The organism is Sulfuriferula sp. GW1 (assembly GCF_047300855.1).
Classification (GTDB): domain Bacteria; phylum Pseudomonadota; class Gammaproteobacteria; order Burkholderiales; family Sulfuriferulaceae; genus Sulfuriferula.
Window position 1 is genome coordinate 434,615 of sequence record NZ_CP170197.1, and the last position, 26,896, is coordinate 461,510.

Sequence of the window (26,896 nt, forward strand, 5' to 3'; positions counted from 1 at the left end):
CAGAGCCATGATTCTGGCAGCCGGGCGTGGCGAACGCATGCGCCCGCTTACCGATCACACCCCCAAGCCGCTGCTGATGGCGGGGGGGAAACCATTGATCGTGTGGCATCTGGAAAAACTGGCTGACGCCGGATTTACTGACGTGGTCATCAACCATGCACACCTGGGCGAGCAGATTGAGGCGATGCTGGGCGATGGCAAGGCCTTTGGTATACGCATCAGTTACTCGCACGAGGCGCAGGCACTGGAGACCGCAGGCGGCATAGTCAAAGCCCTGACTATGCTCGACGATGCACCGTTCCTGGTAGTCAATGCGGATATCTGGACCGACTACGATTTTCGCAAGCTATTGCCGCGCCTCGATGCCATGAGGACACATCGTGCGGCTGAGTGCCTGGCGCATCTGGTAATGGTGGATAACCCGCCGCAACACAGCCGCGGTGATTTTGCCTTGTCAGCCAATACCGTACACAGCGACGGCAATGCCTTGCTGACTTTCAGCGGCATCGGCATTTACCGGCCAGCGTTGTTCGCGGGCATGACGCCTGGCCAACCCGCCAAGCTCGCTCCATTGTTGCGCTGGGCGATGCAACGCGAGCAAGTCAGCGGTGAATATTACGCGGGACGCTGGCGCGACATTGGCACGCCGGAGCGCCTGGCGGAATTGAATCGCGAGCTGTCGGGATCAGCATGAATACTGACGAAGTCCGGCAGGCAGTCACCCTCGACCCGGTCTGGGTCGCGGAACTCCGCGCCCAATGGACGACTCTGATGGAACTGGCAGTATGGGGTGAAGTGAAATCCTCGCGCATGGGCGCGGCGACGCGGATGCGCAAGCGCTTGCTGGATGTGGGCGAAAAGCTGCGTTCACTGGCCGCTGATCGCGACTGGATTCCGCATCCGCGCGAACAGGTGAAAAATGCGCTAGGCTCTGCTTTCAGCCTGAAAGATGCCTTGTTGCAGTTTGAGCGCGCCGCGCAGGACATGGACGGCGGCAACGACAGCGCCGTATTTGGCGAACTGGCGGTCCAGTTGCACCAATCCCTGCTGACGCGGCTTCCAGAGCTGGAAAACAGCTGGGCAGCCTTGCTCGATTCACAATATCTCGACGAAGAATCCGATGACTAACACGACTCCCTTTAGCGCACGCCGTAGCCGACTGATGCAACAAATGGGCACTGGTGTTGCAGTGCTCGCTACCGCGCCGGAGCAACTGCGTAATCGCGACAGCCATTATCCGTATCGCTTTGACAGCCATTTTTACTACCTCACCGGATTCGGCGAGCCGGAGGCCGTCGTCGTGTTGCTGGCGGCCACGCAACGCACGGTACTGTTCTGCCGCGACAAGGATATGGAGCGCGAAATCTGGGATGGTTTCCGTTACGGACCGGAGGCGGCGCGCACCGTTTTCCATTTCGACGAGGCCTATTCCATCAGCGAGCTCGACACACGCCTGCCCGGCCTGCTGGCCGATCAGCCCACGCTGCATTACGCGCTCGGACAGGATGCGGCGTGGGATGTGCGCGTGCTGGGCTGGCTCAACAGCGTGCGCGAACAGGCGCGCAGCGGCGTGACGGCGCCCGGCAGTTTGCGCGATGTACGCGAGCTGGTGGACGAGATGCGCCTGTTCAAAGACGATGCGGAGCAGGCTGTCATGCGCAGTGCAGCCGCGATTTCCTGTGCGGCGCATCGCCGCGCCATGCAGGCGACTGCACCGGGACGTTACGAGTACGAGGTCGAAGCCGAACTGCTGCACCACTTCCGCGCCCACGGCAGCCAGGCGCCGGCCTACACTTCGATAGTCGCCGGGGGTGCCAATGCCTGCGTGCTGCACTATGTGGGCAATAATGCCCAGCTGCATGCAGGAGATTTGCTGTTGATCGATGCCGGCTGCGAACTCGATGGCTATGCGTCCGACATCACCCGTACCTTCCCGGTCAGCGGCAGCTTCAGCGCCGCGCAAAAGGACGTGTACGAAATGGTGCTGGCCGCGCAATACGCCGCGCTGGATGCGGTACAACCCGGCAATCACTGGAACCAGCCGCACGAAGCTGCATTGCGTGTGCTGGCGCAGGGCATGATCGATCTGGGGTTGTGTACCGGCAGCGTCGATAGCGTGCTGGAATCCGGCGACTACCGGCGTTTTTACATGCACCGTACCGGCCACTGGCTCGGGCTGGACGTGCACGATGCGGGCAGCTACAAGACCGATGGCACCTGGCGCGCATTGCAGCCTGGCATGGCTCTCACCGTCGAGCCCGGCTGTTACATCCGCCCCGCCGACAACGTGCCGGAGGCTCTGTGGAATATCGGTATCCGCATTGAAGATGATGTGCTGGTAACGGCCGGCGGCTGCGAGGTGATCACCGCCGCCGCACCCAAAACCGTGGCCGAGATCGAGGCTGTAATGCGCCATGCGTGAACACAGCGACATCGTCATCGTCGGCGGCGGCCCGGTGGGCACCACGCTGGCGCTGCTGCTGGCGGATGGCGATTTCTCAGTCCAATTGCTGGAAGCGCGCGCCGATCTCACCCGCCCGGCACATCGCCGTACCCTGGCGCTGTCATACGGCAGCCGTCTGATCCTGGAACGGCTCGGGGTCTGGTCCGACCTCAGCGAAGTGACGCCAATTACCACCATACACATCTCGCAGCGCGGCGGCCTGGGCATGGCATGGCTGCGCGCAACGGAAGAAAAACTGCCGGCACTGGGTTACGTGGTGGACTATGCCGAACTCGATGCGGCCTTGCACGCGCGCCTGCGCGTCAGCGGGGCGGCCGTGGTGAGCGGTGCGCGCGTGGACGAAGTGCGCGCCGCCAGCGGTTATGCCATGCTGAAAGTCAGCCGTGCGGGAGACGTTATGCCGGTTACCGCACGCCTCGCGGTGGTGGCCGACGGCGGCGCCGGTCCAGTGCAGCGGGTGAGCCGCGACTACGACCAGCATGCGCTGATTGCTGCAGTGACCACCGAATTATCCCATAACGGGTGCGCTTACGAGCGCTTCACCCCCGACGGCCCTGCCGCGTTGTTGCCGCAGGGCGCGGGTTTTGCGCTGGTATGGACCGCCAGCCCGGCGCGCGTGCAAGCCTTGCTGGCACTGCCGGATGCTGAATTTCTGCACGCCCTGCATCAACATTTCGGCGACCGCGTGGGGCAGTTTCTAAGCGTTGCGCAACGCGCGAGTTTTCCGCTGGGATTGCGCTACGCCGCCCAGACTACGCGCCCGCACACGGTGCTGATCGGCAACGCCGCCCAAATGTTGCACCCGGTAGCGGGGCAGGGTTTCAATCTCGGGTTGCGCGACGCCTGGGAGCTGGCTGCCCGGATACGCACCAGTACGCGTGAAGCGCTGGGCGATGCAGGCATGCTTGCCACGTACAGGAATGCGCGGCGGCTGGATACGCGCGGCGGAATTTTTTTCACCGATCTGCTGGTGCGCCTGTTTTCCAACGACAACGCACTGCTGCACCATGGCCGCAGCGTTGGCCTGGCGGCATTGCAGGCGCTGTCGCCGGTCAAGCGCTTCGTGGCGCGGCGCATGATTTTCGGAGCACGCGGATGAACCTGAAAACGGCCATTGGCCACAGAGCGCACAGAGACCACCGAGAAAAAGCAAGGTATGGGTGGTTTTTGCCGACACTCTTATCAGGAAAAAAACGATCCTCTTCAAAACACGCACCCGCTCTGTGGCCTCTGTGTTCTCTGTGGCTGCATCAGGTTTTTCCAGGATGACTGCCACGATTTACGACGTCATCGTGGTCGGCGCCGGCATCGTCGGCGCTGCGTTCAGTGCTGCGCTGAACGGAAGCGGGCTCGAGGTGGCGCTGGTGGAACCGCATCCGCCGGCTGTACCGACACCGGAATGGGATGCGCGCATTTACGCCATCAGCCCCGGCAGTGCGCGTTTTCTTGACGAGCTGGGCGTGTGGCAAGGTTTCGATGCGGCGCGTATCGCCCCGGTATACGGCATGGAAATCTGCGGCGACACCGGTGCTCAACTTGAGTTTGACGCCTATGCGGCAGGTTTGCCGCAACTCGCCTGGATCATGGAGAGCAATCGCATCCAGCATGGTTTGTGGACTGCATTGCAGCAGCAATCCAATCTGACGCTGTTTGCCGGTGCCCGCTGTGTCGAACTGGACTGGTCGGCCGCGGGAGCGCGGCTGGCGTTTGCAGACGGCTCGGTTTTGCACAGCCAGCTCATTGTAGCGGCGGATGGCGGGAATTCATGGGTGCGCCAGCAGGCAGATATCGGGGTCACCCGACGTGATTATGGTCAGCTGGGTGTGGTCGCCAATTTTGAATGCAGCCGTTCCCACGCCAATATCGCGCGTCAGTGGTTCCGTGCTGACGGCGCGCTGGCCTGGCTGCCATTACCGGGGCAACGTATTTCCATAGTGTGGTCAACCGCTGAAGCGCACGCGCAGACCTTGCTGGCATTGCCGGGTGCCGAACTGGCCGAACGTGTGGCGCAGGCTGGTGGCCATGCGCTGGGCAAGCTTGATTTGTTGGACGCGCCGGCTGCTTTTCCGTTGGCGCTCAGCCGTATGGATGCGCTGGTCAAGCCCGGTCTGGCAATGATCGGTGATGCCGCTCACGGTGTGCATCCGCTGGCCGGGCAGGGCGTTAATCTGGGTTTGCGCGATGCGCGCGAGCTGGCGCACGTATTGCGCGCGCGCGGTGCGGCAAGCTGTGGCGAACTGCCGCTGCTGCGCCGTTACGAGCGCGCGCGCAAGGAAGACATTCTTACCATGCAGGGCGTGACCGACGGTCTGCATACGCTGTTTGGCAGCACCCAACCAGGATTGGCCCGGTTGCGCAATACCGGGCTCGACCTCACTAATCGGCTGGGTCTGATCAAAAACCTGCTGATACAACACGCGCTGGCCTGAGTCATTTACTTTCAAAATTCTGGAGCAAACATGTTTAAACGTATTCTGTTGTCCACCATACTTCTGACCAGTGTGCTGGCGTGTACGGCCAACGCGGACGAGACCGCCATCAAGAAAACCCTGCTGGAAAAATTTCCCGGCGCAGCCATCGCCAGTATTACCAAAACCCCGTATTCCGGGCTGTACGAAGTGCTGATTGACGGCCAGATCGCCTATACCGATGAAAATGCCCATTATCTGTTTGTGGGCAGTGTGGTGGACCTCAAAACCCGCCAGAATCTGACCAATGAGCGCCTGGACAAGCTCAATGCCGTCAAGTTCGATAGCCTGCCCTTCGCTGACGCAATCAAAACCGTAAAGGGTAACGGAAAACGTAAACTGGCGATTTTTTCCGATCCGGATTGCCCCTATTGCAGGAAGCTGGAGCAGGAGTTGACCAAGGTCAGCAATGTCACCATTTATACTTTTCTTTATCCCATCGTCAGCCTGCATCCGGATGCCAATGCCAATGCCAAAGCCATCTGGTGTGCACCGGATCGCAACAAGGCCTGGGATGATGCCATGCTGCGCGGCGTGATGCCGAAAAACAACGGCAGCTGCAAAAATCCGGTCGAGTCCAATATCGCGCTCGGCAACAAATACCGCGTCACCGGCACCCCCACGCTGATTTTTGAAAACGGTCAGCGCGTTCCGGGCATGGTACCGGCGGACAAGATCAACGAGATGCTGGATGCGGCAGGAAAGGAAAAATAATGGCGACATTCTGGGATGAACGTTACGCGGTCGAAGGCTATATTTTCGGCACTGCACCCAATGTTTTTTTAACGTCGCAGGCTGCGCGCCTGCATGCCGGCCAGTCCGCACTGGCTGTAGCCGACGGCGAAGGACGCAATGGCGTGTGGCTGGCGCAACAGGGTTTACAGGTACTGTCAGTGGACAGCTCCGGCGTGGCACAGGCCAAGGCCAGAAAACTGGCAGCTGAACGCGGCGTGACGCTGCAGTTTGAAACCGCCGACATGCTGGCGTGGGATTGGGGCGATGCGCGTTTCGACGTCATCGTCGCCATTTTCATCCAGTTCGCGGATCCGGCCGGCCGCGCATGCCAGTTCGAAGGCATCCGGCGCGCGCTCAAGCCGGGCGGTTTGCTGCTATTGCAGGGGTATACGCCGCGCCAGCTGGAATACAAGACCGGCGGGCCGTCAGCGCTGGAAAACCTTTACACCGAGCCGATGCTGCGCGAATGGTTTGGCGACTGGGATATACAGCATTTGTGCGAGCACGATGACGTCATCAACGAGGGCAGTCATCATTCCGGGATGTCGGCACTGATAGATATGGTGGCGTATAAGCCTGCAACAAGCAGTTAATCGCCAAACAACCGCGCCAGTTCCACGCCCGGGTCTGCGGCGCGCATGAACGCCTCGCCTACCAGAAATGCATTGACGCCATGTGCGCGCATCAGTGCTACATCATCGCGACTGTGGATGCCGCTCTCGGTCACGGCGATGTGCTGATCACCCAGCATACCCAGCAGATCGAGCGTGGTCTGCAATGAGGTTTCAAAAGTGCGCAGGTTGCGGTTGTTGATGCCTTGCAGCGGGGTGGCGAGTTGCAGCGCCTGTTCCAGTTCGGTGGCGTTGTGCGATTCCACCAGCACCGCCATGCCGAGTTCATGGGCCAGCGCTTCCAGTTCCTGCATCTTCGCCAGCGGCAGCGCCGCCACGATGAGCAGGATGCAGTCGGCGCCCATGGCGCGCGCCTCGTACACCTGGTAAGGATCGATCATGAAATCCTTGCGCAGCACCGGCAGGTCGCAGGCATCACGCGCGGCACGCAGGTAATCGGGGCTACCCTGAAAAAATTCACGGTCGGTGAGTACCGACAGGCAGGCGGCGCCATGCTGCGCGTAGCTCAAGGCGATGTCAGCCGGCTGAAAATCTTCCCGTAACAGGCCCTTGCTGGGGCTGGCCTTCTTGATCTCGGCGATCACCGCGGCGTGGCCGGCGGCGATCCTGGCGCGCAGGGCGCCGCAGAAATCACGCGACGGCACCGCGAATTCGGCAGCTGCGCGTATCGCTTCGAACGGATTTTCGTCTTTGGCGGCAGCTACTTCCGCTGTCTTCACCGTCAGAATTCTGTTGAGGATGTCGGACATCGCCTCACGCTCCCCTGGTGCGATTGGAGAAGGCCACCAGCTGCTGCAGCTTGTCCCGCGCCGCGCCGCTGCGGATGACGGCGCGCGCCTGTTCGATGCCCTCGCCCAGCGTGGCGGCACGGTCGGCTACGTAGATGGCGGCGCCGGCGTTAAGCAGCACGATATCGCGCGCCGGACCCGGCAGGTCGTCGAGCACGGACAGCAACATATCCCTGGCCTGGACAGCGTCCCAGACCTTGAGCGCTTCGCTGCCGCAGGTTTCCAGCCCGAACTCGCGCGGGTGGACCGTATATTCGGTGACCTCTCCGTCCCTCGATTCTCCGATCAGGGTATCGCCGCTCAGCGTGATTTCGTCCATGCCGTCGGTGCCGTGCACCACCATGACATGGCGGCTGCCGAGGCGCTGCAGCACACGCACCAGGATGCCGACCAAGTCGGGGTGGAACACACCCAGCAGCTGGTGCGGCGCGCCTGCCGGGTTGGTCAGCGGGCCGAGGATGTTGAACAGGGTGCGCACGCCCAGTTCGCGGCGCACCGGGGCAGCGTGTTTCATGGCACCGTGAAAATTGGGCGCGAACATGAAGCCGATGCCGATGCCGTCGATGCTCTCGCCCACCTGCCCGGGAGTGAGGTTGAGATTCACGCCCAGCGCCTCCAGCACATCGGCGCTGCCGCTGGTGGAGGAGACGGAACGCCCGCCGTGCTTGGCGACGCGAGCGCCAGCCGCAGCCGCGACGAAGGCGGCTGTGGTGGAAATATTGAAAGTGTGGGCAGCATCGCCCCCGGTACCGCAGGTGTCGACCAGATGGACATCGTTCTGCACCGGTACCCTGGTGGCAAATTCGCGCATCACCTGCGCCGCGGCAGCAATCTCGCCCACGGTTTCCTTCTTTACCCGCAGGCCGGTGATGATGCCGGCGATCTGTATGGGAGTGAGTTCCCCGTTCATGATCTGACGCATCAGCGACAGCATCTCGTCGTGGAAGATTTCGCGCTGCTCGACCAGCCGGGTGAGCGCCTGTTGCGGCGTCATCATCGGGTTCCTTTCAGGAAATTCGCCAGCATCTCATGCCCGTATTCAGTGAGGATGGATTCGGGATGGAACTGCACGCCTTCGATGGGCAGGGTTTTGTGACGCACTCCCATGATCTCGCCGTCCTCGGTCCAGGCGGTAATTTCCAGACAGTCGGGCAGGCTGTCGCGTTCGATCACCAGCGAGTGGTAACGTGTGGCGCGAAACGGATTGGGTAATCCATGAAACACACCCGCATCTTTGTGATGAATCATCGAGGTCTTGCCGTGCATCAACTGTTGGGCGTGGACTATTCTGCCACCGAAGGCTTGGCCGATACTCTGATGGCCGAGGCACACGCCGAGCAGCGGGATTTTCCCTGCAAACTCCCTGATCAACGGCACGGATACGCCTGCTTCATTGGGTGTGCATGGGCCGGGAGAAATCACGATGTGGTCGGGCTGCAGAGCGGCAATCGCGGCGAGGTCGATTTCATCGTTGCGGAATACCCGCACGTCCTCACCCAGCTCGCCAAAATACTGCACCAGGTTGTAGGTGAAGGAATCGTAGTTATCGATCATCAATAGCATGTCGTCACCAACTCAACGAGGTTCATGAATTCCGCATTTGAATACCGCTGATTGATATCAGATGATATTCGCGTGGGCATTTTGCCGGACTGACGGCACCAGGGAACTCGAGATTATCTCTTGCCTGCCGGGTGCAGACAAGAAAAATGAAAAGAACTGCAAAAGCACGGCAACAAAGGCAAGGCTGCAGCTGCCGAGTAGCCGGGAAATGTGCAGTTCGCGGCCTGCGCCGGAGAGGTCCGGATAGGAGGTGGCCGCCACCGTGCTTATGATTTCGCGTTGATTTTCTGTTTCTGCAATGCGGCTTCCAGCTTGGGTCGCAGGTCCTGGAAGGTGCCGTAAGAAAATGCATCGCCTATCACCGTGATCGGGGCAATCCGTACGCCATAACGCGTTTTTGCTTCCTGCGCCACATCGGGATGGCTAATGTCGCGCTCTTCAAAAGCGATACCCCGTTCGTGCAGGAATTGTTTGACTGCGGCGCAATCCTGGCAACCGGGAGCAGTGTAGACAATCACGGTTTGCTGCATGGCGCTCTCCTCCAAACCGATACACCGGACTGAGCTGCTGAGCAGCCCGGCAGGCAGCTATTCTTCCAGCCCGTCCAGGCCGGCCTGCGCCAGTTCCGCCGCGCGGATCACGGCGCGCGCCTTGTTCTGGGTTTCGGTCCATTCGTTTTCGGGTACCGAGTCGGCCACGATGCCTGCGCCTGCCTGCACGTACAGCATGCCGTCCTTGACCACTGCGGTGCGGATGGCGATCGCCAGATCCATGCCGCCGCCAAAGCCGAGGTACCCTACTGCGCCTGCATATATGCCACGCTTGCTGGGCTCGAGTTCGTCGATGATTTCCATCGCACGCACCTTGGGCGCACCGGACACGGTGCCGGCGGGGAAAGTGGCGCGCAGCACGTCCATCGCCGACAGGCCCGGCTTGAGCTTGCCCTCCACATTGGAGACGATGTGCATGACGTGCGAATAACGCTCGATCAGCATGTTCTCGGTCACCTGAATGCTGCCGGTGACCGCCACGCGCCCCGCGTCGTTGCGTCCCAGGTCCAGCAACTGCAAATGTTCGGCGCATTCCTTGGGGTCGGCGAGCAGTTCGGCGGCCAGTTGCGCATCGTGCTCGCGATTGGCGCCGCGCGGACGCGTGCCTGCGATGGGGCGCACGGTGACGGTGTCATCTTCCAGCCGTACCAGGATTTCCGGCGACGCGCCCACCACGTGAAAACTGCCCATGTCGTAATAGAACATGTACGGCGACGGGTTGAGGCTGCGCAACGCACGGTACAGCGTGAGCGGGCTGGCGTCGAACGGGCGCGACATGCGCTGGCTCAACACCACCTGCATGATGTCGCCTTCCACGATATATTGCTTGGCGCGCAATACTGCCTGCTTGAACGCGGTTTCGCCGAATTCGGAGGTGGCTTCGGCGCTACCGACCTTTTGTGGCATGGGAGCAGTGTATGGCGCCCTGATCTGCGCGCATAACTGGTTCAGGCGGCGGTAGCCTTCGGCATATGCATCCGTCTGCATCGGGTCGGCATAGACAATAAGGGTCAGCTTGCCGGTGAGATTGTCCACCACCGCCAGCTCGTCGGTGAGCAGCAGCAGGATGTCGGGGGCATGCAGCACATCGGGCTGGTGCGTCGCTTGCAGGCGCTTCTCGATGTAGCGCACCGTGTCATAGCCGAAATAGCCCGCCAGGCCGCCCGCGAAACGCGGCAGCCCCGGCACGACAGCCGCCTTGAAACGACCCAGAAATTGTTCGACAAACGCCAGCGGGTCGGCGACTTCTTCCTGCTCAACCTTGACGCCGTCGGTTTCCACGCTGACCAGATGGCCATATACGCGCAGCACGGTATGGGCAGGCAGGCCGATGAACGAGTAGCGCCCGAAGCGCTCCCCGCCCACGACCGATTCCAGCAGGTAGGAGTAGGGCGCGTCGGCGAGTTTGAGATAGACCGATAGCGGGGTGTCGAGATCGGCCGGCAATTCTCGCGTGAGCGGGATGCGGTTATAGCCCTCGCGGGCGAGTTGGTTGAATTCCTGTTCAGTCATGATTTCACCATTAAGTCATAGAAGCATAGCGAGGTACGGCACGAATGTATCGCACCACCAAAAAACTGGCGTATCAGCGCCATCGCCATGACAGGCGCTTTTCGCTATGTATTTCCATGTTTAAGGGATTCATGCTGTTCAGGTTTTGGTAATCAGTTTCGAGGCTTCCAGCAGGCTGGGCACCACTGCATCCAGATCCAGTTCCGCCACCGGCCGTCCCCGGTTGTAGCCGTACGGCACGCAGAACACCGGGCTGCCAGCGGCGCGCGCGGCCTGGGTATCGTTGAGCGAATCGCCGATCAGCAGCAGTTCGCCGGGCTCAACACCAAAGTGCTTGCAGGCGTGCAGCAGGGGCATCGGGTCGGGCTTGCGCTTGGGGAGCGTATCGCCCGACAGTACCAGTTCGAAATAATCCAGCAGGCCGGTATCGCGCAGCAGCGGAATCGTGAACACTTCCGCCTTGTTGGTAATGCAGGCCACATGCATGCCCCTTGCGCGCAACGCCTGCAGGCCTTCCACCACGCCGGGGAAAGGGCGCGAATATAGCGAGACATTGGCACCATAGTGCTTCTGGTAAATCGGATAGGCGCGGGCAAACAGCGCGGCATCCGGTTCGGCATCCATGCTGCCGGTCAGCACGCGCTTTACCAGGCGCGAAACGCCGTTGCCGATGTAGGTTTTGATGGACGCCAGCGGCACTGGCGGCATGCCGAGTTCGGCCATCATCAATTCGGCCGCGTGGGCGAGGTCGGGTGCGGTGTCGAGCAGCGTGCCGTCGAGGTCGATCACCACAGCCTTGATTTTGATTGGGAAGTTCATAGGGTCTTAAAAAAGTCAGTTAGCCACGGAGATCACGGAGCACACAGAGATAAAGCGTGTTCCACAATTTTCCGGTTCACCCGATGGGTGAAGCCGGTATTGACGATAATCGTGCGATCTCTGCGGCCTGAATTGGGGGTTTAGGTTGAACGTCTATCTTGTTTACGTGTGCCGGATCATGCCAGCAATGGCCTGGTCAGACTTTCGCCAGTTCCGCGCGCATCGCCGCGACCACGCTATCGTAGCGGTGCGCGTCGCTGTCCTTGGCTGCGCCGAAAATGGCGGAGCCGGCCACGAATACGTCGGCACCCGCACGGGCTACTTCGGCAATGTTGTCGACTTTCACGCCGCCGTCCACTTCCAGCCAGATATCGTGGCCCGAGGCGTCGATACGCTGGCGCACGGCACGCGTCTTGTTGAGTGTTTCCGGGATGAATTTCTGTCCGCCAAAGCCGGGGTTGACCGACATCAGCAGGATCATGTCCACCTTGTCCATCACATAGTCCAGATAGCTCAACGAAGTGGCCGGGTTGAACACCAGACCCGCCTTGCATCCGCATTCCCTGATCAGCGACAGGGTGCGGTCGATGTGTTCGGACGCTTCCGGATGGAAGGTGATGATGTTCGCCCCGGCCTTGGCGAAATCGGGGATAATACGGTCTACCGGCTTGACCATCAGGTGTACGTCGATGATTGCATCCGTCACCGGGCGCAGCGATTCGCATACCAGCGGACCGATAGTCAGATTGGGCACGTAATGGTTATCCATCACATCAAAGTGAATGATGTCCGCACCGGACGCGATCACATCAGTGACTTCCTGTCCCAGCTTGGCGAAGTTTGCGGATAAAATGCTCGGTGCGATACGGAATTGCCTGGACATGGTGACCCTTTCAACAAGCCTTTGGATAAAGAAGCCAATTTTACCCGGAATCGCGCCGGGGTAACAGCGCGACCGGTTCAAGGACAGACACGCAAATGGGCGACAGCAGAAAAAATCACGTAACCGTAGTCGTCGAGACGGCATTCATTCCCGACCAATCCGATCCGCACATGGATCGCTATGTATTTGCCTACACGGTCACCATCACCAACACCGGCGCCATCCCGGCGCAACTGGTTTCGCGCCACTGGGTGATTACCGACGCTGAAAACAAGGTGCAGGAAGTACGCGGTCTGGGTGTGGTGGGCGAGCAACCTTTGCTCAAGCCCGGCGAGAGCTTTGAATACACCAGCGGCACCGCGATCACGACGCCGGTAGGCACCATGTACGGCAGCTACCAGATGGTGGCGGAAGACGGCGAGCACTTCGACGCGGAGATTCCCGTGTTTACTCTTGCCATGCCGCGCGTATTGCATTGATGCACGGGCATGCCGCGCCCAGCCGATCTTCAGGAGCCTGAACTCAGCCCGGCCATGCAGCGCGTGGTGGCCGCCATGTCCATCTCCATTGCTGCACATCTGGCACTGATCGGCCTGCTGCGCGTTAATCCTGTTGCGGCACCGGTAGCCGCCGCTATCCCGGTGATTGAGGCGCGCCTGCAGCCCGCTGCGCCGCCGCCCATACCGGCGCCACCCCAAATGGCAGTACCTGCCGCAGCACCTGAAACGGCGCCAGAGCCAGCACCCGAAGCGCCTCCCAAACCCGTCCCGCCTGCGCCAGAGGAGCGTGCTTCGCCACCAGCGCCCGCCGCGCCTGATGCAGCGCCGGTAGTGCCCACTGTCCCCAATCCTGCGCCGCAGCCCAGCAGCGCGTTGCCGGCAGTCAATGTGCCGTTACTGATTGATCCGACTTATTACACCGCCAAACAATTGGATGTTCAGCCGCGTGCATTGGCCGCCATCAACCCGGTTTACCCGCCAGACGCAGTCACCCGCGGCACCGCAGGCTGGGTCGTGCTCAAATTGAAGCTGGATGAGAGCGGCAACGTGCAGGATGTCGAAGTCAGCGATGCCCGCCCGCCAGGTGTTTTCGACCAGAGTGCGCTCGATGCTTTTCGCAATGCGCATTTCGCGCCGGCCCAGAAAGACGGTCGTATGGTGAAATCATTCGTGCAGATTAAAGTGCGTTACGAGCTGGATCGGTAAGCCTGCCCATCCGGAAAAGCGTTGATACTCCTGGCGTGATTATTTCTTGACGACTTTGGCTTTCGCAGCCAGAGGTGTTGGTAACTCGCTCGGCACCGGCATGTCTTTGGGTAGCAATACCCACATCCGGCCAGTCTGCTTCATCTTGCCGGCGATTGCCCCGGCCTCATTACCAAAGCCCCAGAAAAAATCCGCCCGTACATTGCCGCGTATGGCACCGCCGGTATCCTGTGCCATCATCAGGCGATCCAGCGGCTGATCGGATGAGGGCACGGTGGTGTCCAGCCACACCGGCGCGCCCAGAGGGATCGCGCGGGCATCCACGGCAATGCTGCGCCCTCCGGTAATCGGTACGCCCAGCGCACCCAGCGGGCCGCTGCCGTTATTCGGCAGCTCACGGAAAAACACATAGCTGGGGTTTTGCGCGAGCAGTTCCGGCAGCTTGTCGGGATGGTTTTTACCCCACTGCTTGATGTTCTGCATCGAAGTCTGTGCCAGCGGCAACTCGCCGCGCTCGGCCAGTACCCGACCGATGGAACGATACGGATAGCCGTTCTGGTCGGCATAGCCCACCCGTATCATGCTGCCGTCGGGCAGTTGAATGCGCCCCGATCCCTGGATTTGCAGGAAGAACGCTTCCACCGGGTTGTCCACCCAGACCAGTTCGTTGCCTTTAAGCGGATTGCTGCCATCGTCGATAGCGGCGCGATCCAGATACGGCACCACTTTGTTGCCCTGCAAGCGGCCGCGCAGACGCATGTGTTTCAACTGCGGATAAACGCTGCTCAGGTCAATGGTCAACAAATCGGCGGGCGGACCGTACAAGGGAACCGAGTACTTCGCGCTGGGGGTGAGACTGCCATGCAGCAGCGGTTCATAGTAGCCGGTAATCAAGCCATTCTCGCTGCCGTCGGCCTGGCGCGATTGGTAGAGTGCAAACTGGCTTTCGAAAAATGCCCGTATGGTTGCAGCGTCGACGGGTTTTAACGCTTCCGATGCGGCGCACACGGCTTGCCATTCCGGTCTGGTTTTCAGCGCCGTGCACGACTGCAACCACGCAGGCCATGCATCCAGCAGATTGTCGTCCTTCCAGCCAGGCAGGCTGGACCAATCAGCCGCGCTCAGGTTGGGGGTTACCGGGGGAGGTGGCGGCGTTTCCGGCGTGGGCGGCGGGCATACCACAGCCGGTGCGGGCTTTGGCTGCGGCGGGCTGGGTGGCGCCGGTTTGGGCGCAGGCTTGGCGACCGGTGGCGTGACCGGCGCTGTAGGCTGGGTGGCGCAGCCGCCGCTAATCAGCGCGGCCAATATCAAAGCTGTGCGAACGAGTTGTCTCATGCGAAAATATTAAACAAGTAAACAGCCCCAAGTATAACAAAGCCATGGATTTACCCTACCAGGCAGTGCCGCGTTTTTATATTGAGCGTATTGTCATTGCCGTAATGTGCAACGAATCGATGGACCTGCACTGGCATGATCAAGCCAGCCAGCAATCCTACATGGCGCGCGTATGGCCGCAGGACGTGACCGAGGAAAACGGAGCAGAATGGTTGGTGGCGCGGAACGAAGCGGGCGAGGCCGTCAGGATACGTCTCGATCTGATTCGCAATTTTCCCACCCCGGTGAAATGAACCTAAAGACATTTATCCACGAAAGACACGAAAAGCACGAAAGAAAAAAAGTTCATTCAATATAGGATGAATGACTTAATCTCAATATGGGTTTATTTCGTGCTTTTCGTGCCTTTCGTGGACAGCTTTTTTTTAGGATGAATCGCCGTTTAACAAGAAAGGCCGCAAACATGGAAGACAACGGAATGGTTAGCCTCGCCTGGTTTGTATTCGAAGCGGGTGTAGCGCTTGCTCTGCTGCTCGGCATCGTGTGGTGGACCATGCGCAAATAGCGGCTGGGTGACACTTGCCGCGAAGCGTGGCCGAATCCATCGCAGCCCACATCCGCCAGCGCTACGCCAGCCAGCTCCACGACATGGCGGCGCGGGTAGCAAAACTGACGTTGGACTGAAATGCTGGAACTGCGCGAACAAGACCGCCACACCTTGCAGGCCACGCTTGCCCGCTTTCCCGAAGTGCGCCGCGCCTGGGTATTCGGCTCGCGCGCCGCTGGCCGGGCGCGGCGAGCATCCGACATTGATCTCGCCATTGAAGCACCCGCTCTGACCCCCGCGCTGGTACGATCTGATCGAGGCGCTGGAACATGCCCTGTTATCTCTATATGCTGGACGTCATCCATCTGGATACACTGGACGACCCGGTACTCCAACAGGCCATCCTCCACAATCGGTCTCCACTCAGAACATCCTCCCAGAATCGCGTGTTGCAAAAAAACAACACAGTGCCATGGAAATCAGGAAAATTGCCCGTAAAGCTTGCCGGGCGTAAAAACCCTTGGGCATAATGCGTTCAGCTTCTCGCAAGAGGGGTTCGCATGGGGGGATGAAACCTGAATGCGATACACACTTCAACTCAAGGAGATTTGCATGGATAAGAAACTCATCGCACTGGCAGTAGCCAGTCTTTTCGTAGCCCCGATGGCCATGGCCGATGACAGCAGCGTTGTCATTTCCGGTCAGATGCATGTGTCGGTGGATAGTCTGGATGGCGCGAACGCTGCGAAAAACGGTATGACCCGTCAGACCAACGTTTCCAGTAACGCTTCTTTCATCCAATTTGGCGGCAAGGAAGATCTGGGCAATGGCCTGAACGCTATCTGGCTATTGAAGACTTACGTTTCTTTGGGCGGTACCGGTACCTCTGACGTTGGCGTTTCCACTGACTCCTTCGCGAACGGCCCCGCTTACGCTGGTTTGTCCGGCAAGAGCTGGGGTGCTGTGAAACTGGGTAAGGACGAAAGCCCGATGAAGTTGATGGGCCGTAAAGTTGACCTGTTCAACAACCAAATCGGCGATATCCGTAACTTCAGCTTGGGTTTTGACACCCGTCCCAACAACATCGTTGAATACAATTCGCCCAACTTGGGTGGTTTTACAGCCAATGTCATGTATGGCACCAATACGGATGTGAACTTTGGCCTTTTAGGAACGCCTGTTATTAATGGGGCGACCACTGACAAGAGCGTAGACCTGTTGTCGGCGAGTGCGATGTATGACGCTGGTCCATTCTTCGTTGGTTTGGGTTACGAGCGACACAACCTGTCCAACCAGAATGGTCTGGCTGTTGCTGCCACCCCTATAACTAATGCTGTTACCTATTCTGGCGTGAGCGACGAAAAAGATTGGCGCGTCTCTGCAGGCGCCAACCTAGGTGACTTCAAGCTGGTGGGTATGTACGAGAAGGGCACCGATCTGAAAGGTGTTTCTGGCAACGATCGCAAGGTTTATGGTTTGGGTGCCGCCTACAAGATGGCTAGCAATACCATCAAGGCCCAGTTCTACAAAGCTGGTAATTTGGGTAACCAGAGTGATTCTGGTGCCAAGATGTATGCGATCGGTTTCGACCACGCCCTGTCCAAGCGCACCACTGCATACCTTGCGTACGCCCGTACTAACAACGACACCAATGGGCAATTCAGTGCCTTCGGTGGCGGCCACGGCGATAACCCAGGCACTATCAAGGGTGATAACCCAAGCGGCTTCTCCGTGGGTATGATTCACAACTTCTAAGCACTTGCCGGCCTCTGCCGGTGGTGTACGGAAGATTAGAAACGGGTCACTTCGGTGGCCCGTTTTTTATTCGGCCGCCATGATTTCCACTTTTTGGGTCAGGCCCTTTGGGCTCTGGCTCTCCAGTCGTTCATAGGTTGACGCACGGCAAAGCGCCCCGTAGAATTATTAGCCATATTCTTAGCTAACACGAGGTGCGACATGGCCATCAAGACCGTCAATATCCACGAAGCGAAAACGCAGCTTTCCGCATTGCTGGCCGCCGTGCAGGCCGGGGATGAGGTGATTATCGCGAAGGCGAACAAGCCGGTGGCGCGCTTGGTGCTCATCGAAGCCAAGCCGAAACAGCGCACATTTGGCCTGCATAAGGACAATATGATCTACATCAGCGACGATTTCGATGCACCACTGGAAGACGCCTTCTGGCTGAGTAATGACCCGCTGTGAAGTTGCTGCTGGATACCCATGTTTTTCTGTGGCTGGACGAAGCCACACCAGGGTTTCCAGCGTCGGTACGCGAGTCGTGTGAGTCTGCGGATAACGAGGTGTATCTCAGCATTGCCAGTGTTTGGGAAATGCAAATCAAGATCATGCTGGGCAAGCTGAAAACACGAACGCCATTGCAGCGCATGGTTACGGAATATTTACCCGACAAAACATTCTCCATGCTCCCCATCCGGTTGGAGCATGTCTGGGGCCTGGATGCGTTGCCTCGTTTACATGGCGACCCTTTTGACCGCATGCTGATTTCCCAGGCCAGTTGCGAGGGGCTGACTTTGGTGACAGCGGATGAGATCATCCGTCGATATTCTGTAGAGGTGCTATGGATATGACGCTGGATAAACTGATTATCGAATTTGACAAGGGGCTGCGTACCCTGCTGGCGCCGGCGCAGAGTGCGCGCCCGTTGCCGGGTCGCGATCTGAACGAACCGGAGCTGGCCGCGGCGGACAAAAAACACGCGGCAGGGCTGATGCGGGTGAACCACGTCGGGGAAGTATGCGCGCAGGCGCTGTATCAGGGGCAGGCGCTGACGGCGCGCGACCCGGCGGCCAGGACAGCGCTGGAGGAGGCCGCGCGCGAGGAAACCGAGCACTTGGCCTGGTGCGAATCGCGTATTCACGCGCTGGGTGGGCGCAAGAGCCTGTTGAACCCGGTATGGTACGTCGGCTCGCTTGCGCTGGGTATGGCGGCGGGAGCGCTGGGCGACAAGTGGAGCCTCGGCTTTCTGGCTGAAACCGAACGTCAGGTGGAAGCGCATCTGGGCGGTCATCTGGAAACGTTGCCGGAAGATGATGCCAAAAGCCGTGCGGTCGTCGAACAGATGCAGGCAGACGAGGCGCGCCATGCCGAGACTGCAGTGACGTACGGAGCGCAGGAACTGCCTGCGCCGGTCAAGGTGGCCATGAAATTCGCTTCGAAAGTCATGACGAAAACCGCTTACTGGGTATAATCCCCGGCTTTGCGTTTGGGAAAGAAGTGATGACGAATTTTGCAGAAAACCTGGAAAAGCTGGAAAACGTGGATGCCTTCGGGTTGATGAAGCTGTTCGGCGAAGACGGCGAAGTCGCGGCGGTGATTGAAAACAAACCGGGCAGCAGCGGCTCGTTCCGGGTCTATTACCATGTCGCGCTCAAATGGGGTGGTGTGGGTCCCAAAGCCGCCGAGGAAGCGCTGGCGTTATTTGCCGAGCACACCGAAGACGCGCGTGCGCACCCTGGCAAGCATCCGAATATCGACCGGCTGCTGCAATCAATCGAGCAGGATATCTATTACTCGGTGCGTTGTTACCCGGTGTAATTGCCGCCAAACCAATTTCTCCGGCTAGACTTCCCGTATCTCGAAATCATGGGTGATCGTGGCAGTTTTTCCGAGCATGATCGAGGCAGAGCAATACTTTTCAGCGGATAAATGGATTGCGCGTTCGACCTGTTCCGGCTTGAGATTTTTGCCGGTAACGATGAAATGAAAGTGGATTTTGGTGAATACTTTTGGGTCTTCGCCAGCGCGTTCCGCCTGGATTTCGGCCACGCAATCGCTAATCTCCGCACGTGATTTTTTCAGGATGTGCACCACATCGTAAGCGGTGCAACCGCCAGTGCCGATGAGGACCAATTCCATCGGGCGCGGCCCCAGGTTGCGACCGCCGCCCTCAGGAGCGCCATCCATTAATACGGCATGACCACTGCCGGTCTCACCCAGAAACGCAACATTTTCCACCCATTTGATACGTGCTTGCATGTGTAACCCCTGTGCTGGCGAGATGTGATTTTAGCCTTTTAACCGATACCAGATAAGCCCGATAGCTTCGTGCATCGCATAATAACTGGCCTGCAGGCCGCGTGGCTGAGGGATGAAATCCATGATGCGGATTTTGTTTGCCAGCGTAAAACCGGTACCTGCAGGAATGACGCGAAAGCCCGCTTTTTCAAACGAGTAAACGGCACGCGGTAAATGCCAGGCATGGGTGACCAGAAATATGCGTCGTACGTCGGTGGGCGCAAGCAGCGCGTAGCTGTTGCGAGCATTTTCCCAGGTTGTGTTGGAATGCGATTCCTCCCAGCGGGCAGGTACGTGGAAGTCCTGTACCAGCGAGGTTTGCATCATTGTTGCCTGGGGTTTGCCGCCAGCAGGTTTGCCACCGGTTACCAGGATGGGTAAGCCCGTGAGGCGCGCCAGACGGGCGCCATAACGCAAGCGTTCCAGCGCCAGGGAGTCAACCGTGTCGCCACCATACTCGGGTGCGTCGAAGTAGGTGCCGGCGCCCAGGATGACGATAGCGTCTGCCTGTGGCAGGTGTGCCGGATTCAGGGCGGGATAGGGTTCCAGTTGCGCCAGCAGGCGATATCCTACTGCAGGCATGGATAAGATACCCAGAAATGAAAGCGATACAAATATCAGGACGCGAGCCAGTGCTAGTCGACGCCGTAATAGAACGAAGCCTGCGAAACCCAGCAAAATAAGGTTCAGCGGGGGGAGTAGCAAGGAGCTAATCAGATTTGTGGCCAGCCAGTTCATGGAATTTGATGCCAATTGAAAGGCTGGATTCTAACAGTGGTTTGACAGTCTCTCCAGATGGCCGTAAAATGCGCGGCTTTCCTCATCCAGATTCTCAGGGGTTTCGAATGAAAACCTTTTCCGCTAAAGCGCACGAAGTCGTGCGTGAATGGTTCGTGGTTGATGCCACGGACAAAGTGCTCGGCCATGTGGCGGCCGAAGTTGCGTATCGTCTACGTGGCAAGCACAAGCCCATATTTACTCCCCACGTTGATACCGGCGATTTTATCGTGGTTGTGAACGTGGACAAACTGAAAGTAACTGGCAACAAGGCAGAAGACAAGAAGTACTATCGTCACACCGGCTATCCTGGCGGTATTTACGAAACGACTTTTGCCAAGATGCAAGCGCGTTTCCCCGGCCGTGTGCTGGAAAAAGCGGTTAAAGGCATGTTGCCCAAAGGCCCATTGGGCTACGCCATGATCAAGAAGCTCAAGTGTTACGCCGGTGGTGAGCATCCCCATGCTGCGCAGCAACCTAAAGCGCTGGAAATCAGAGGATAAGCAATGATCGGAAACTATTATTACGGCACCGGCCGCCGCAAGAGTTCAGTGGCACGGGTGTTCATCAAGCCTGGCAAGGGCAATATCGTTGTGAACGACAAGCCTGTTGACGAGTATTTTTCGCGTGAAACCGGTCGCATGGTGGTGCGTCAACCATTGGAGCTGACTAACAACTCGGCTACTTTTGATATTATGGTAAACGTGCACGGCGGTGGCGAATCCGGTCAAGCCGGAGCAGTCCGTCATGGTATTACGCGCGCTTTGATCGAGTTTGATGCTGAACTCAAACCTGCACTCAAGAAGGCTGGTTTGGTGACGCGTGATGCGCGTGAAGTGGAACGTAAGAAAGTCGGTCTGCGTAAAGCACGTAGGGCCAAACAGTTCTCCAAGCGTTAAGCGTTCGGAGCACAGAAAAAGCCGCCCTCATCGGGCGGCTTTTTTCATTGTGCGTTCGCGGTATCATTGGAAACCTACAGTAGAGGGGAAATCAGATGGTCAAAGTGGGTATCGTTGGCGGCACCGGCTACACGGGCGTGGAGTTATTGCGCCTGCTGGCGCGCCATCCACAGGCAGAGATAGTGGCGATTACGTCGCGCAAGGAAGCCGGAATGCCGGTCGCGGACATGTTCCCAAATTTGCGTGGTCATATAGATTTGAGGTTTTGCGACCCGCAAGATGCCGGGCTGGACAAATGCGACGTGGTATTTTTTGCCACACCCAACGGCATTGCCATGCAGCAGGCGCGTGAATTGCTGACAGCCGGTGTGAGAGTTATTGACCTTGCAGCGGATTTCCGCATTCAGGATCTCGGGGTTTGGCAAAAATGGTATGGCATGGAGCACGCCTGCCCTGATCTGGTGGCGCAGGCGGTGTACGGTTTGCCCGAGGTAAATCGCGAGCAGATCAAGACTGCGCAGCTGATTGCGAATCCCGGGTGTTATCCCACGGCGGTTCAGTTGGGATTTTTGCCATTGCTGGAAGCCGGTATGGTGGATGAGAGCTACCTGATTGCCGATGCCAAATCCGGGGTGAGTGGAGCTGGTCGTAAAGCTGAAGTAGGAACACTGTTTGCCGAGGCAGGTGATAATTTCAAGGCTTATGCTGCTTCCGGGCATCGCCATTTACCGGAAATTAGCCAGGGGTTGGCTCGTTATGCCGGCAAACCGGTAGGTCTGACTTTTGTGCCGCATCTCACGCCGCTGATTCGTGGCATTCATGCTACGCTGTATGCGCGCTTGACCGGCGACTCCGATCTGCAGGCGCTGTTTGAACAGCGTTATCAGGACGAGCCGTTCGTGGATGTGCTGCCCTTTGGATCGCATCCAGAAACCCGATCGGTGCGCGGCTCCAATACCTGTCGTATTGCGCTGCATCGCCCGCAGGGCGGCAATACGCTGGTGATTTTGTCGGCGATAGATAATCTGGTGAAGGGCGCATCCGGCCAGGCGGTACAGAATATGAACATCATGTTTGGGTTGCCTGAAACCATGGGCCTGGAACTAATCGGTCTGTTGCCTTGACCAATGGGTAGTCATTGACGTAAGCGTGGGTCCTGTCCATAATGACGAACGAACTTTTCAAGTTTTAAGGAGTAAGTAATGAATGCCATGACTGAAATGCCCAGTGTGCTTGTCTTTACCGACAATGCTGCCAACAAAGTGAAACAGCTGATCGAAGAAGAAGGTAACCCCGACCTGAAACTGCGTGTATTCGTCACTGGTGGCGGCTGCTCCGGTTTCCAGTATGGCTTTACCTTTGACGAAGTGATGAATGAAGACGATACGCCGATGGTCAAGAACGGCGTGACGCTGTTGATTGATCCGATGAGCTACCAATACCTGGCTGGTGCCGAAATTGATTATCAGGAAGGTCTGGAAGGCGCGCAGTTTGTGATCAAGAATCCGAATGCCACATCCACCTGCGGTTGCGGTTCTTCGTTTTCTGCCTGAGTAAAGCAATAAGTAGCATCATCCTAAAAAACAGGCTGCCATATGGCAGCCTGTTTTTTTATCCGCACCATGTTCTATGCCGGATATACCGCGCCCAAAACGCAGGGGTGGCGTGCGCCGGTGACTTCCGTCAGATTGCCCGGCAATCCTAAAAGGGTCTGTCGAGCCAGCCAGGCAAAGGCGTGCGCCTCAAGCCAGTCTGGGCTAATGCCAAGCGCGTCGATGGAGGCAAGCAATTTTCCTGGAAGGGCTGTATGTAATGATTGCATGAGCGCTGTATTGTGCGCACCACCGCCGCAGATATAAATCTCTTGTGCCTTGGGGCTATATGTTTCTATGGCTTGGGTAATGCCGTAAGTGGTCAGCTTCAGCAGCGTTGCCTGCACATCTTGTGCAGATTCATCCCCGGACAAATGGCTGATTAGCCAATCCAGATTGAATTCCTCACGACCGGCGCTTTTCGGCGCGGGTGCCGAAAAAAAGGTGTGCGCCGCAAGCTTTTTAAATAACTGAGGCAGATTTTCTCCACCTAACGCCCATGTTCCGGCAGGGTCAAATTGCTGGCCGGTATGGCGTTGACACCAGACGTCCATGAGTAAATTGCCGGGACCGCAATCAAAACCGATGATTTTCCCGCTGGGTGGTAAATCCGTCAGGTTGGAGATGCCACCAATATTGACGATGACGCGATGTATTGTGGGGTGACGCAATGCGGCTGCATGGAAAGCGGGGACGAGTGGCGCACCTTGGCCACCGGCGGCAATGTCGCGACTGCGGAAATCCGCCACCACTGTTATGCCGGTAAGTTCGGCGAGCAGGCTGGGATTGGCCAGTTGTATCGTGTAGCCGGCGTCCGGCCGATGCCTTACGGTTTGTCCGTGGCAACCAATAGCATCAATGTTGCCGGGGGCGGTAGCGCTTTCGGCCAGCAATCTGGATACAGCCTGACTGTACAACCCGGATAATTCATTTGACAGCAGGGCAGCACGGTGGATTTCGTCGTCCCCAGAGAAATGAATCTCCAACAATTTCTCGCGCAGCGTCTCTGGATAAGGCAAATAGACCGTGTGAATGAGGTGACCCGCGAATTGCGTTAAATCAAATTGCACCAACGCGGCGTCAATGCCGTCCAGGCTGGTGCCGGACATGAGTCCGATGAAATATGGAGGTCCAGCCAATTTGACTGGCGGTTATTCCAGGGCTGCCAGATTGGTGCCATTCAACAAATTGAGCTTGGCGACCAATGGCTGCGTGGCACTACGGAACATGGGCTGATATTGAGCCGAGATCGGGAAAGCGTAAGGAATTTTTGCGGTAAGCGGATTTACCGCCACGCCTGCAATACGGAACTCAAAGTGTAAATGGGGGCCGGTAGCCCAACCGGTGCTACCTACATACCCAATCACGTCACCCTGGTGGATTTTTTCGCCTTTGTGCAGACCTTTGGCGAACGCTGACAGGTGACCATATGCTGTGCTGTAATTGCCGCTGTGCTGCAGCAGGATAAAGTTGCCGTAGCCGTTTTCCTGGCCAGCAAAAGCCACTACTGCATCGGCGACGGCCTTGATTTTGGTGCCTGCAGGCGCCGCATAATCAACGCCTTTGTGCTCTCGCCATTGCTTCAGGATGGGGTGGTAACGCATGCCAAAGCCGGAAGAGATGCGAGAGAATTCGATCGGCGAACGCAAAAAAGCTTTTTTCAGGGACTTGCCGTCCGGAGTGTAATACTCGCCTTTGCCATCGGGTTGCCGGAAGTAGACGGCCTTGTATGTGTGGCCGTTATTGGTAAACTCGGCTGCCAGTATGTGCCCAGTCATGACTGGTTCACCACTGCTGTACAACACCTCGTAAACAACCTTGAATTGGTCGCCGCGGCGTATATCACGGTGGAAATCAATATCGGCGGAAAACAGCGTAGCCATTTGGGTGACAATGCTGTCTGGTATGCCAGCCGCATCAGTGGCGCCAAACAATGAATTGTGAATTTCACCAGATTTCATGACAGTTCTGGTTTCCAGCGCAGCTTGCTGTTGCGTGACCGTAAAATTTTGTCCCTGTCTGGAGATTTGCAACAGCGAGCCAGAGGAATTGATATGGCGTAACCACAACAGTTCACCGGAGTCGGTCGTTTGAGCCTGGATGCGTCTACCGGGCTTGATTTGCGCAAGCGCGCGGGTAGCCGCCGGGTTGTGAAGGAATTTCGCGCTTTCTTCACTGGATACGCCCAGTCGGTCAAGAATCGTGGCTACAGTGTCGCCGGATTCAATGCGTTCGTCGCGCCAATAGGCGGTCGACGGGATGGAATTGTCAGCCTCGATTATGGTGGAGGGAACGGTCAGATTCTCAATGACAGTGCTAACGGGAATATTGTTGGTATCCGTTTGTGGCGCGACACCAAAGGCAGCAATGATGCCAAAAAGTGGTAAGGCGGATGCGGCGACCAGCCAGCGCAGGCGCACTTTACGCGCATGCAATTTGTCGGCATGCGTTAAACTTACTGCTTTTTGGTTGGTCATTGTGCCGCCTTTCCATACAGATTTGACGCGTGAGCTTAACAGATTGGGGCCAAAGCGGAAAGCGTGGGAATCCGTTTCATGAAGTTATATAGCGGTCAATAAGTAAATATCTTTAAATTTATGTTCTATTTTTGAGAAAACACTCGAGGCGGTAATGACTGATTCGGAAATACAAGAAACCCTGCGCATTATCAGGCGCGGTTGCGATGAGTTGATCGTAGAGCAGGAGTTGGTGGAGAAGCTGCGCACAGGTAAACGCTTGCGCGTGAAAGCAGGTTTTGACCCGACTGCGCCCGATCTGCACTTGGGCCACACAGTACTGCTGAACAAAATGCGTCAGTTGCAGGATTTGGGACATCATGCCTTGTTCCTGATAGGGGATTTCACCGGCATGATTGGCGATCCTACGGGTAAAAATGCCACACGTCCGGCGTTGACGCGCGAGCAGGTGCTGGAAAACTCCAGATCTTATACCGATCAGGTATTCAAAATACTCCAACCCGAGCAAACCGAAGTGGTATTCAACTCCACCTGGATGGATAGGCTGGGAGCGGCAGGGATGGTCAAGCTAGCGGCCAGCCATACTGTGGCGCGAATGCTGGAGCGGGATGACTTCCACAAACGGTATAAGGGAAACCAGCCTATCGCCATACATGAATTTCTCTACCCGTTGGTGCAGGGCTATGATTCTGTGGCGCTCCACGCGGATTTGGAACTGGGTGGTACGGACCAGAAATTTAACCTGCTAATGGGGCGCGAACTACAGAAGCAACATGGACAGACTCCGCAATGCGTCCTCACCATGCCTTTACTGGAAGGTCTGGATGGCGTTAACAAAATGTCCAAATCGCTGGGCAACTATATAGGCATCACAGAAGCGCCCTCGGAAATATTTGGCAAAATCATGTCTGTGTCTGATGAGCTGATGTGGCGTTATATAGAGTTGCTTTCTTTCGAATCCTTGGAAACTATCGTTGGCTGGCGTGAACAGGTCAATGCCGGAGCGAATCCTCGCGATACCAAAGTGCGCTTCGCCCAGGAAATTGTGGCGCGTTTTCATGGCCCTGCGGCGGCAGCCCAGGCACTAAACGATTTCGAGGCGCGCTTCAGGCAGGGCGCCATCCCTGATGTGATGCCGGAGGTAAGTTTGCGGGCTGATAATGGCAGTCTGTCCATTACGCAAGTGCTCAAGCAGGCGGGGCTCACAACCAGCACCTCTGATGCCATGCGCATGATCGAGCAGGGCGGGGTGAGGATGGATGGCGACAAGATCAGCGATAAAACATGGGTGTTGAACGCGGGCACGTGTGTGGTGGTGCAGGTTGGAAAGCGTAAATTTGCCCGAGTCACAATCGTCTAACATATTGAACTTAAAGCACATCGATTGGCATGATGTACTTTTTATGAAAAAACGATTGACGGCGTGTTTTAGGGCTGTATAATTCGCATCTCGTTGTTGATCGGCATGCGCAGAAAACAGATTAAAATCATCTAGTTAATAGCGTTTTGTGAAAACTTTGTGAGTTCTGGATTTTGAAAATGTTGTTGACATGCGGATTTAAGTAAGTATAATTCGCACCTCGCTGATTGAGGCGAGAATGAATGAAATTGGAA

At 57.6% G+C, this 26,896-nt stretch carries 33 protein-coding genes; 21 read left to right on the forward strand and 12 right to left on the reverse strand.

Translation table 11 applies throughout. From position 1 onward, the window contains the following. The first annotated feature begins 7 nt into the window (after positions 1-7). The 7 genes from murU (at position 8) to ACFDAU_RS02160 (ending at position 6,260) form a co-directional block, all read left to right on the forward strand. A complete protein-coding gene (murU, locus tag ACFDAU_RS02130; RefSeq protein WP_413439487.1) occupies positions 8-694 on the forward strand; it encodes an N-acetylmuramate alpha-1-phosphate uridylyltransferase MurU in 687 nt (228 codons plus the stop codon). After that, on the forward strand, positions 691-1,128 hold the full coding sequence (locus ACFDAU_RS02135; RefSeq protein WP_413438429.1) for a hypothetical protein: 438 nt from the start codon (positions 691-693) through the stop codon (positions 1,126-1,128). Before murU ends, ACFDAU_RS02135 begins: the two co-directional genes overlap by 4 nt. Further along, complete coding sequence (locus tag ACFDAU_RS02140) at positions 1,121-2,422, forward strand: aminopeptidase P N-terminal domain-containing protein (protein WP_413438430.1); 1,302 nt, start codon at positions 1,121-1,123, stop codon at positions 2,420-2,422. Before ACFDAU_RS02135 ends, ACFDAU_RS02140 begins: the two co-directional genes overlap by 8 nt. Then, positions 2,415-3,563, forward strand: a complete 1,149-nt coding sequence (locus tag ACFDAU_RS02145; protein WP_413438431.1) for an FAD-dependent monooxygenase — start codon at positions 2,415-2,417, stop codon at positions 3,561-3,563. Before ACFDAU_RS02140 ends, ACFDAU_RS02145 begins: the two co-directional genes overlap by 8 nt. Positions 3,564-3,729: 166 nt before the next feature. Then, the gene (locus tag ACFDAU_RS02150; RefSeq protein ID WP_413438432.1) at positions 3,730-4,893 is read left to right on the forward strand and encodes a UbiH/UbiF family hydroxylase; all 1,164 of its coding nucleotides are present in this window, start codon (positions 3,730-3,732) and stop codon (positions 4,891-4,893) included. A gap of 30 nt (positions 4,894-4,923) precedes the next feature. Continuing rightward, entirely contained in the window at positions 4,924-5,646 is a 723-nt protein-coding gene (locus ACFDAU_RS02155; protein ID WP_413438433.1) for a DsbC family protein, read from the forward strand. Then, a complete protein-coding gene (locus ACFDAU_RS02160; protein WP_413438434.1) occupies positions 5,646-6,260 on the forward strand; it encodes an SAM-dependent methyltransferase in 615 nt (204 codons plus the stop codon). Before ACFDAU_RS02155 ends, ACFDAU_RS02160 begins: the two co-directional genes overlap by 1 nt. Here ACFDAU_RS02160 and trpC read toward each other — a convergent pair. The 7 genes from trpC to rpe form a co-directional block, all read right to left on the reverse strand. Then, positions 6,257-7,048, reverse strand: a complete 792-nt coding sequence (trpC, locus tag ACFDAU_RS02165; RefSeq protein WP_413438435.1) for an indole-3-glycerol phosphate synthase TrpC — start codon at positions 7,046-7,048, stop codon at positions 6,257-6,259. The genes ACFDAU_RS02160 and trpC overlap by 4 nt on opposite strands. 4 nt (positions 7,049-7,052) lie before the next feature. Then, positions 7,053-8,084 (reverse strand): anthranilate phosphoribosyltransferase, encoded by a 1,032-nt coding sequence (trpD, locus tag ACFDAU_RS02170; RefSeq protein WP_413438436.1) that lies wholly within the window; start codon positions 8,082-8,084, stop codon positions 7,053-7,055. Then, positions 8,081-8,650: an anthranilate synthase component II gene (locus tag ACFDAU_RS02175; protein ID WP_413438437.1), complete on the reverse strand. Its 570-nt coding sequence runs from the start codon at positions 8,648-8,650 to the stop codon at positions 8,081-8,083. Before ACFDAU_RS02175 ends, trpD begins: the two co-directional genes overlap by 4 nt. 266 nt (positions 8,651-8,916) lie before the next feature. Then, complete coding sequence (locus tag ACFDAU_RS02180) at positions 8,917-9,180, reverse strand: glutaredoxin family protein (protein WP_413438438.1); 264 nt, start codon at positions 9,178-9,180, stop codon at positions 8,917-8,919. Positions 9,181-9,237: 57 nt separating this feature from the next. Further along, complete coding sequence (trpE, locus tag ACFDAU_RS02185; protein WP_413438439.1) at positions 9,238-10,713, reverse strand: anthranilate synthase component I; 1,476 nt, start codon at positions 10,711-10,713, stop codon at positions 9,238-9,240. Positions 10,714-10,851: 138 nt separating this feature from the next. Then, positions 10,852-11,532, reverse strand: coding sequence for a phosphoglycolate phosphatase (locus ACFDAU_RS02190; RefSeq protein WP_413438440.1), 681 nt, complete (start codon positions 11,530-11,532; stop codon positions 10,852-10,854). A gap of 196 nt (positions 11,533-11,728) precedes the next feature. Next, positions 11,729-12,415, reverse strand: coding sequence for a ribulose-phosphate 3-epimerase (rpe, locus tag ACFDAU_RS02195; protein WP_413438441.1), 687 nt, complete (start codon positions 12,413-12,415; stop codon positions 11,729-11,731). Positions 12,416-12,510: 95 nt separating this feature from the next. Here rpe and apaG point away from each other — a divergent pair, with 95 nt between their 5' ends. Together apaG and ACFDAU_RS02205 are read left to right on the forward strand one after the other, a co-directional pair. After that, positions 12,511-12,894, forward strand: coding sequence for a Co2+/Mg2+ efflux protein ApaG (apaG, locus tag ACFDAU_RS02200; RefSeq protein WP_413438442.1), 384 nt, complete (start codon positions 12,511-12,513; stop codon positions 12,892-12,894). A gap of 9 nt (positions 12,895-12,903) precedes the next feature. After that, on the forward strand, positions 12,904-13,620 hold the full coding sequence (locus ACFDAU_RS02205; RefSeq protein ID WP_413438443.1) for an energy transducer TonB: 717 nt from the start codon (positions 12,904-12,906) through the stop codon (positions 13,618-13,620). A 39-nt stretch (positions 13,621-13,659) separates the two neighbouring features. On the opposite strand, the gene ACFDAU_RS02210 is transcribed toward ACFDAU_RS02205, so the two are convergent. Further along, positions 13,660-14,955 carry a murein transglycosylase A gene (locus tag ACFDAU_RS02210; protein WP_413438444.1) on the reverse strand — a complete coding sequence of 432 codons (1,296 nt, stop codon included), beginning with the start codon at positions 14,953-14,955 and terminating at the stop codon, positions 13,660-13,662. Between the two features lie 44 nt (positions 14,956-14,999). Between ACFDAU_RS02210 and ACFDAU_RS02215 the strand changes: the two genes are divergently transcribed. The 7 genes from ACFDAU_RS02215 to ACFDAU_RS02245 all read left to right on the forward strand — a co-directional run bounded on the left by ACFDAU_RS02215 (position 15,000) and on the right by ACFDAU_RS02245 (position 19,057). Continuing rightward, positions 15,000-15,248 (forward strand): hypothetical protein, encoded by a 249-nt coding sequence (locus tag ACFDAU_RS02215; protein ID WP_413438445.1) that lies wholly within the window; start codon positions 15,000-15,002, stop codon positions 15,246-15,248. Positions 15,249-15,640: 392 nt separating this feature from the next. After that, positions 15,641-16,000, forward strand: a complete 360-nt coding sequence (locus ACFDAU_RS02220; RefSeq protein ID WP_413438446.1) for a nucleotidyltransferase domain-containing protein — start codon at positions 15,641-15,643, stop codon at positions 15,998-16,000. Between the two features lie 114 nt (positions 16,001-16,114). Then, complete coding sequence (locus ACFDAU_RS02225) at positions 16,115-17,257, forward strand: porin (protein WP_413438447.1); 1,143 nt, start codon at positions 16,115-16,117, stop codon at positions 17,255-17,257. A 201-nt stretch (positions 17,258-17,458) separates the two neighbouring features. Continuing rightward, positions 17,459-17,704 (forward strand): type II toxin-antitoxin system Phd/YefM family antitoxin, encoded by a 246-nt coding sequence (locus ACFDAU_RS02230; protein WP_413438448.1) that lies wholly within the window; start codon positions 17,459-17,461, stop codon positions 17,702-17,704. Beyond that, complete coding sequence (locus tag ACFDAU_RS02235; RefSeq protein ID WP_413438449.1) at positions 17,701-18,090, forward strand: type II toxin-antitoxin system VapC family toxin; 390 nt, start codon at positions 17,701-17,703, stop codon at positions 18,088-18,090. Before ACFDAU_RS02230 ends, ACFDAU_RS02235 begins: the two co-directional genes overlap by 4 nt. Beyond that, positions 18,087-18,710, forward strand: a complete 624-nt coding sequence (gene coq7, locus ACFDAU_RS02240; RefSeq protein ID WP_413438450.1) for a 2-polyprenyl-3-methyl-6-methoxy-1,4-benzoquinone monooxygenase — start codon at positions 18,087-18,089, stop codon at positions 18,708-18,710. The genes ACFDAU_RS02235 and coq7 overlap by 4 nt, the downstream gene beginning before the upstream one ends. Positions 18,711-18,739: 29 nt before the next feature. Continuing rightward, on the forward strand, positions 18,740-19,057 hold the full coding sequence (locus ACFDAU_RS02245; RefSeq protein WP_413438451.1) for a DUF2322 family protein: 318 nt from the start codon (positions 18,740-18,742) through the stop codon (positions 19,055-19,057). Between the two features lie 24 nt (positions 19,058-19,081). Here the strand turns inward: ACFDAU_RS02245 and ACFDAU_RS02250 are convergent, their stop codons facing one another. Both ACFDAU_RS02250 and ACFDAU_RS02255 read right to left on the reverse strand, forming a co-directional pair. Beyond that, positions 19,082-19,498 carry an OsmC family protein gene (locus ACFDAU_RS02250; RefSeq protein WP_413438452.1) on the reverse strand — a complete coding sequence of 139 codons (417 nt, stop codon included), beginning with the start codon at positions 19,496-19,498 and terminating at the stop codon, positions 19,082-19,084. Positions 19,499-19,528: 30 nt separating this feature from the next. Next, on the reverse strand, positions 19,529-20,119 hold the full coding sequence (locus tag ACFDAU_RS02255) for a YdcF family protein (protein WP_413438453.1): 591 nt from the start codon (positions 20,117-20,119) through the stop codon (positions 19,529-19,531). Positions 20,120-20,382: 263 nt separating this feature from the next. Between ACFDAU_RS02255 and rplM the strand changes: the two genes are divergently transcribed. The 4 genes from rplM to erpA all read left to right on the forward strand — a co-directional run bounded on the left by rplM (position 20,383) and on the right by erpA (position 22,766). After that, on the forward strand, positions 20,383-20,817 hold the full coding sequence (rplM, locus tag ACFDAU_RS02260; protein ID WP_124704661.1) for a 50S ribosomal protein L13: 435 nt from the start codon (positions 20,383-20,385) through the stop codon (positions 20,815-20,817). Positions 20,818-20,820: 3 nt separating this feature from the next. Next, a complete protein-coding gene (gene rpsI, locus ACFDAU_RS02265; RefSeq protein WP_124704662.1) occupies positions 20,821-21,213 on the forward strand; it encodes a 30S ribosomal protein S9 in 393 nt (130 codons plus the stop codon). Positions 21,214-21,308: 95 nt separating this feature from the next. Further along, on the forward strand, positions 21,309-22,337 hold the full coding sequence (gene argC, locus ACFDAU_RS02270; protein ID WP_413438454.1) for an N-acetyl-gamma-glutamyl-phosphate reductase: 1,029 nt from the start codon (positions 21,309-21,311) through the stop codon (positions 22,335-22,337). A 78-nt stretch (positions 22,338-22,415) separates the two neighbouring features. After that, positions 22,416-22,766: an iron-sulfur cluster insertion protein ErpA gene (gene erpA, locus ACFDAU_RS02275; RefSeq protein ID WP_124704664.1), complete on the forward strand. Its 351-nt coding sequence runs from the start codon at positions 22,416-22,418 to the stop codon at positions 22,764-22,766. Between the two features lie 74 nt (positions 22,767-22,840). Here erpA and ACFDAU_RS02280 read toward each other — a convergent pair whose 3' ends face one another. Both ACFDAU_RS02280 and ACFDAU_RS02285 read right to left on the reverse strand, forming a co-directional pair. Continuing rightward, positions 22,841-23,944, reverse strand: coding sequence for an anhydro-N-acetylmuramic acid kinase (locus ACFDAU_RS02280; RefSeq protein WP_413438455.1), 1,104 nt, complete (start codon positions 23,942-23,944; stop codon positions 22,841-22,843). A gap of 12 nt (positions 23,945-23,956) precedes the next feature. Further along, entirely contained in the window at positions 23,957-25,282 is a 1,326-nt protein-coding gene (locus ACFDAU_RS02285) for an OapA family protein (protein WP_413438456.1), read from the reverse strand. 154 nt (positions 25,283-25,436) lie between these two features. Between ACFDAU_RS02285 and tyrS the strand changes: the two genes are divergently transcribed. After that, a complete protein-coding gene (tyrS, locus tag ACFDAU_RS02290; protein WP_413438457.1) occupies positions 25,437-26,642 on the forward strand; it encodes a tyrosine--tRNA ligase in 1,206 nt (401 codons plus the stop codon). Positions 26,643-26,896: the final 254 nt, after the last annotated feature.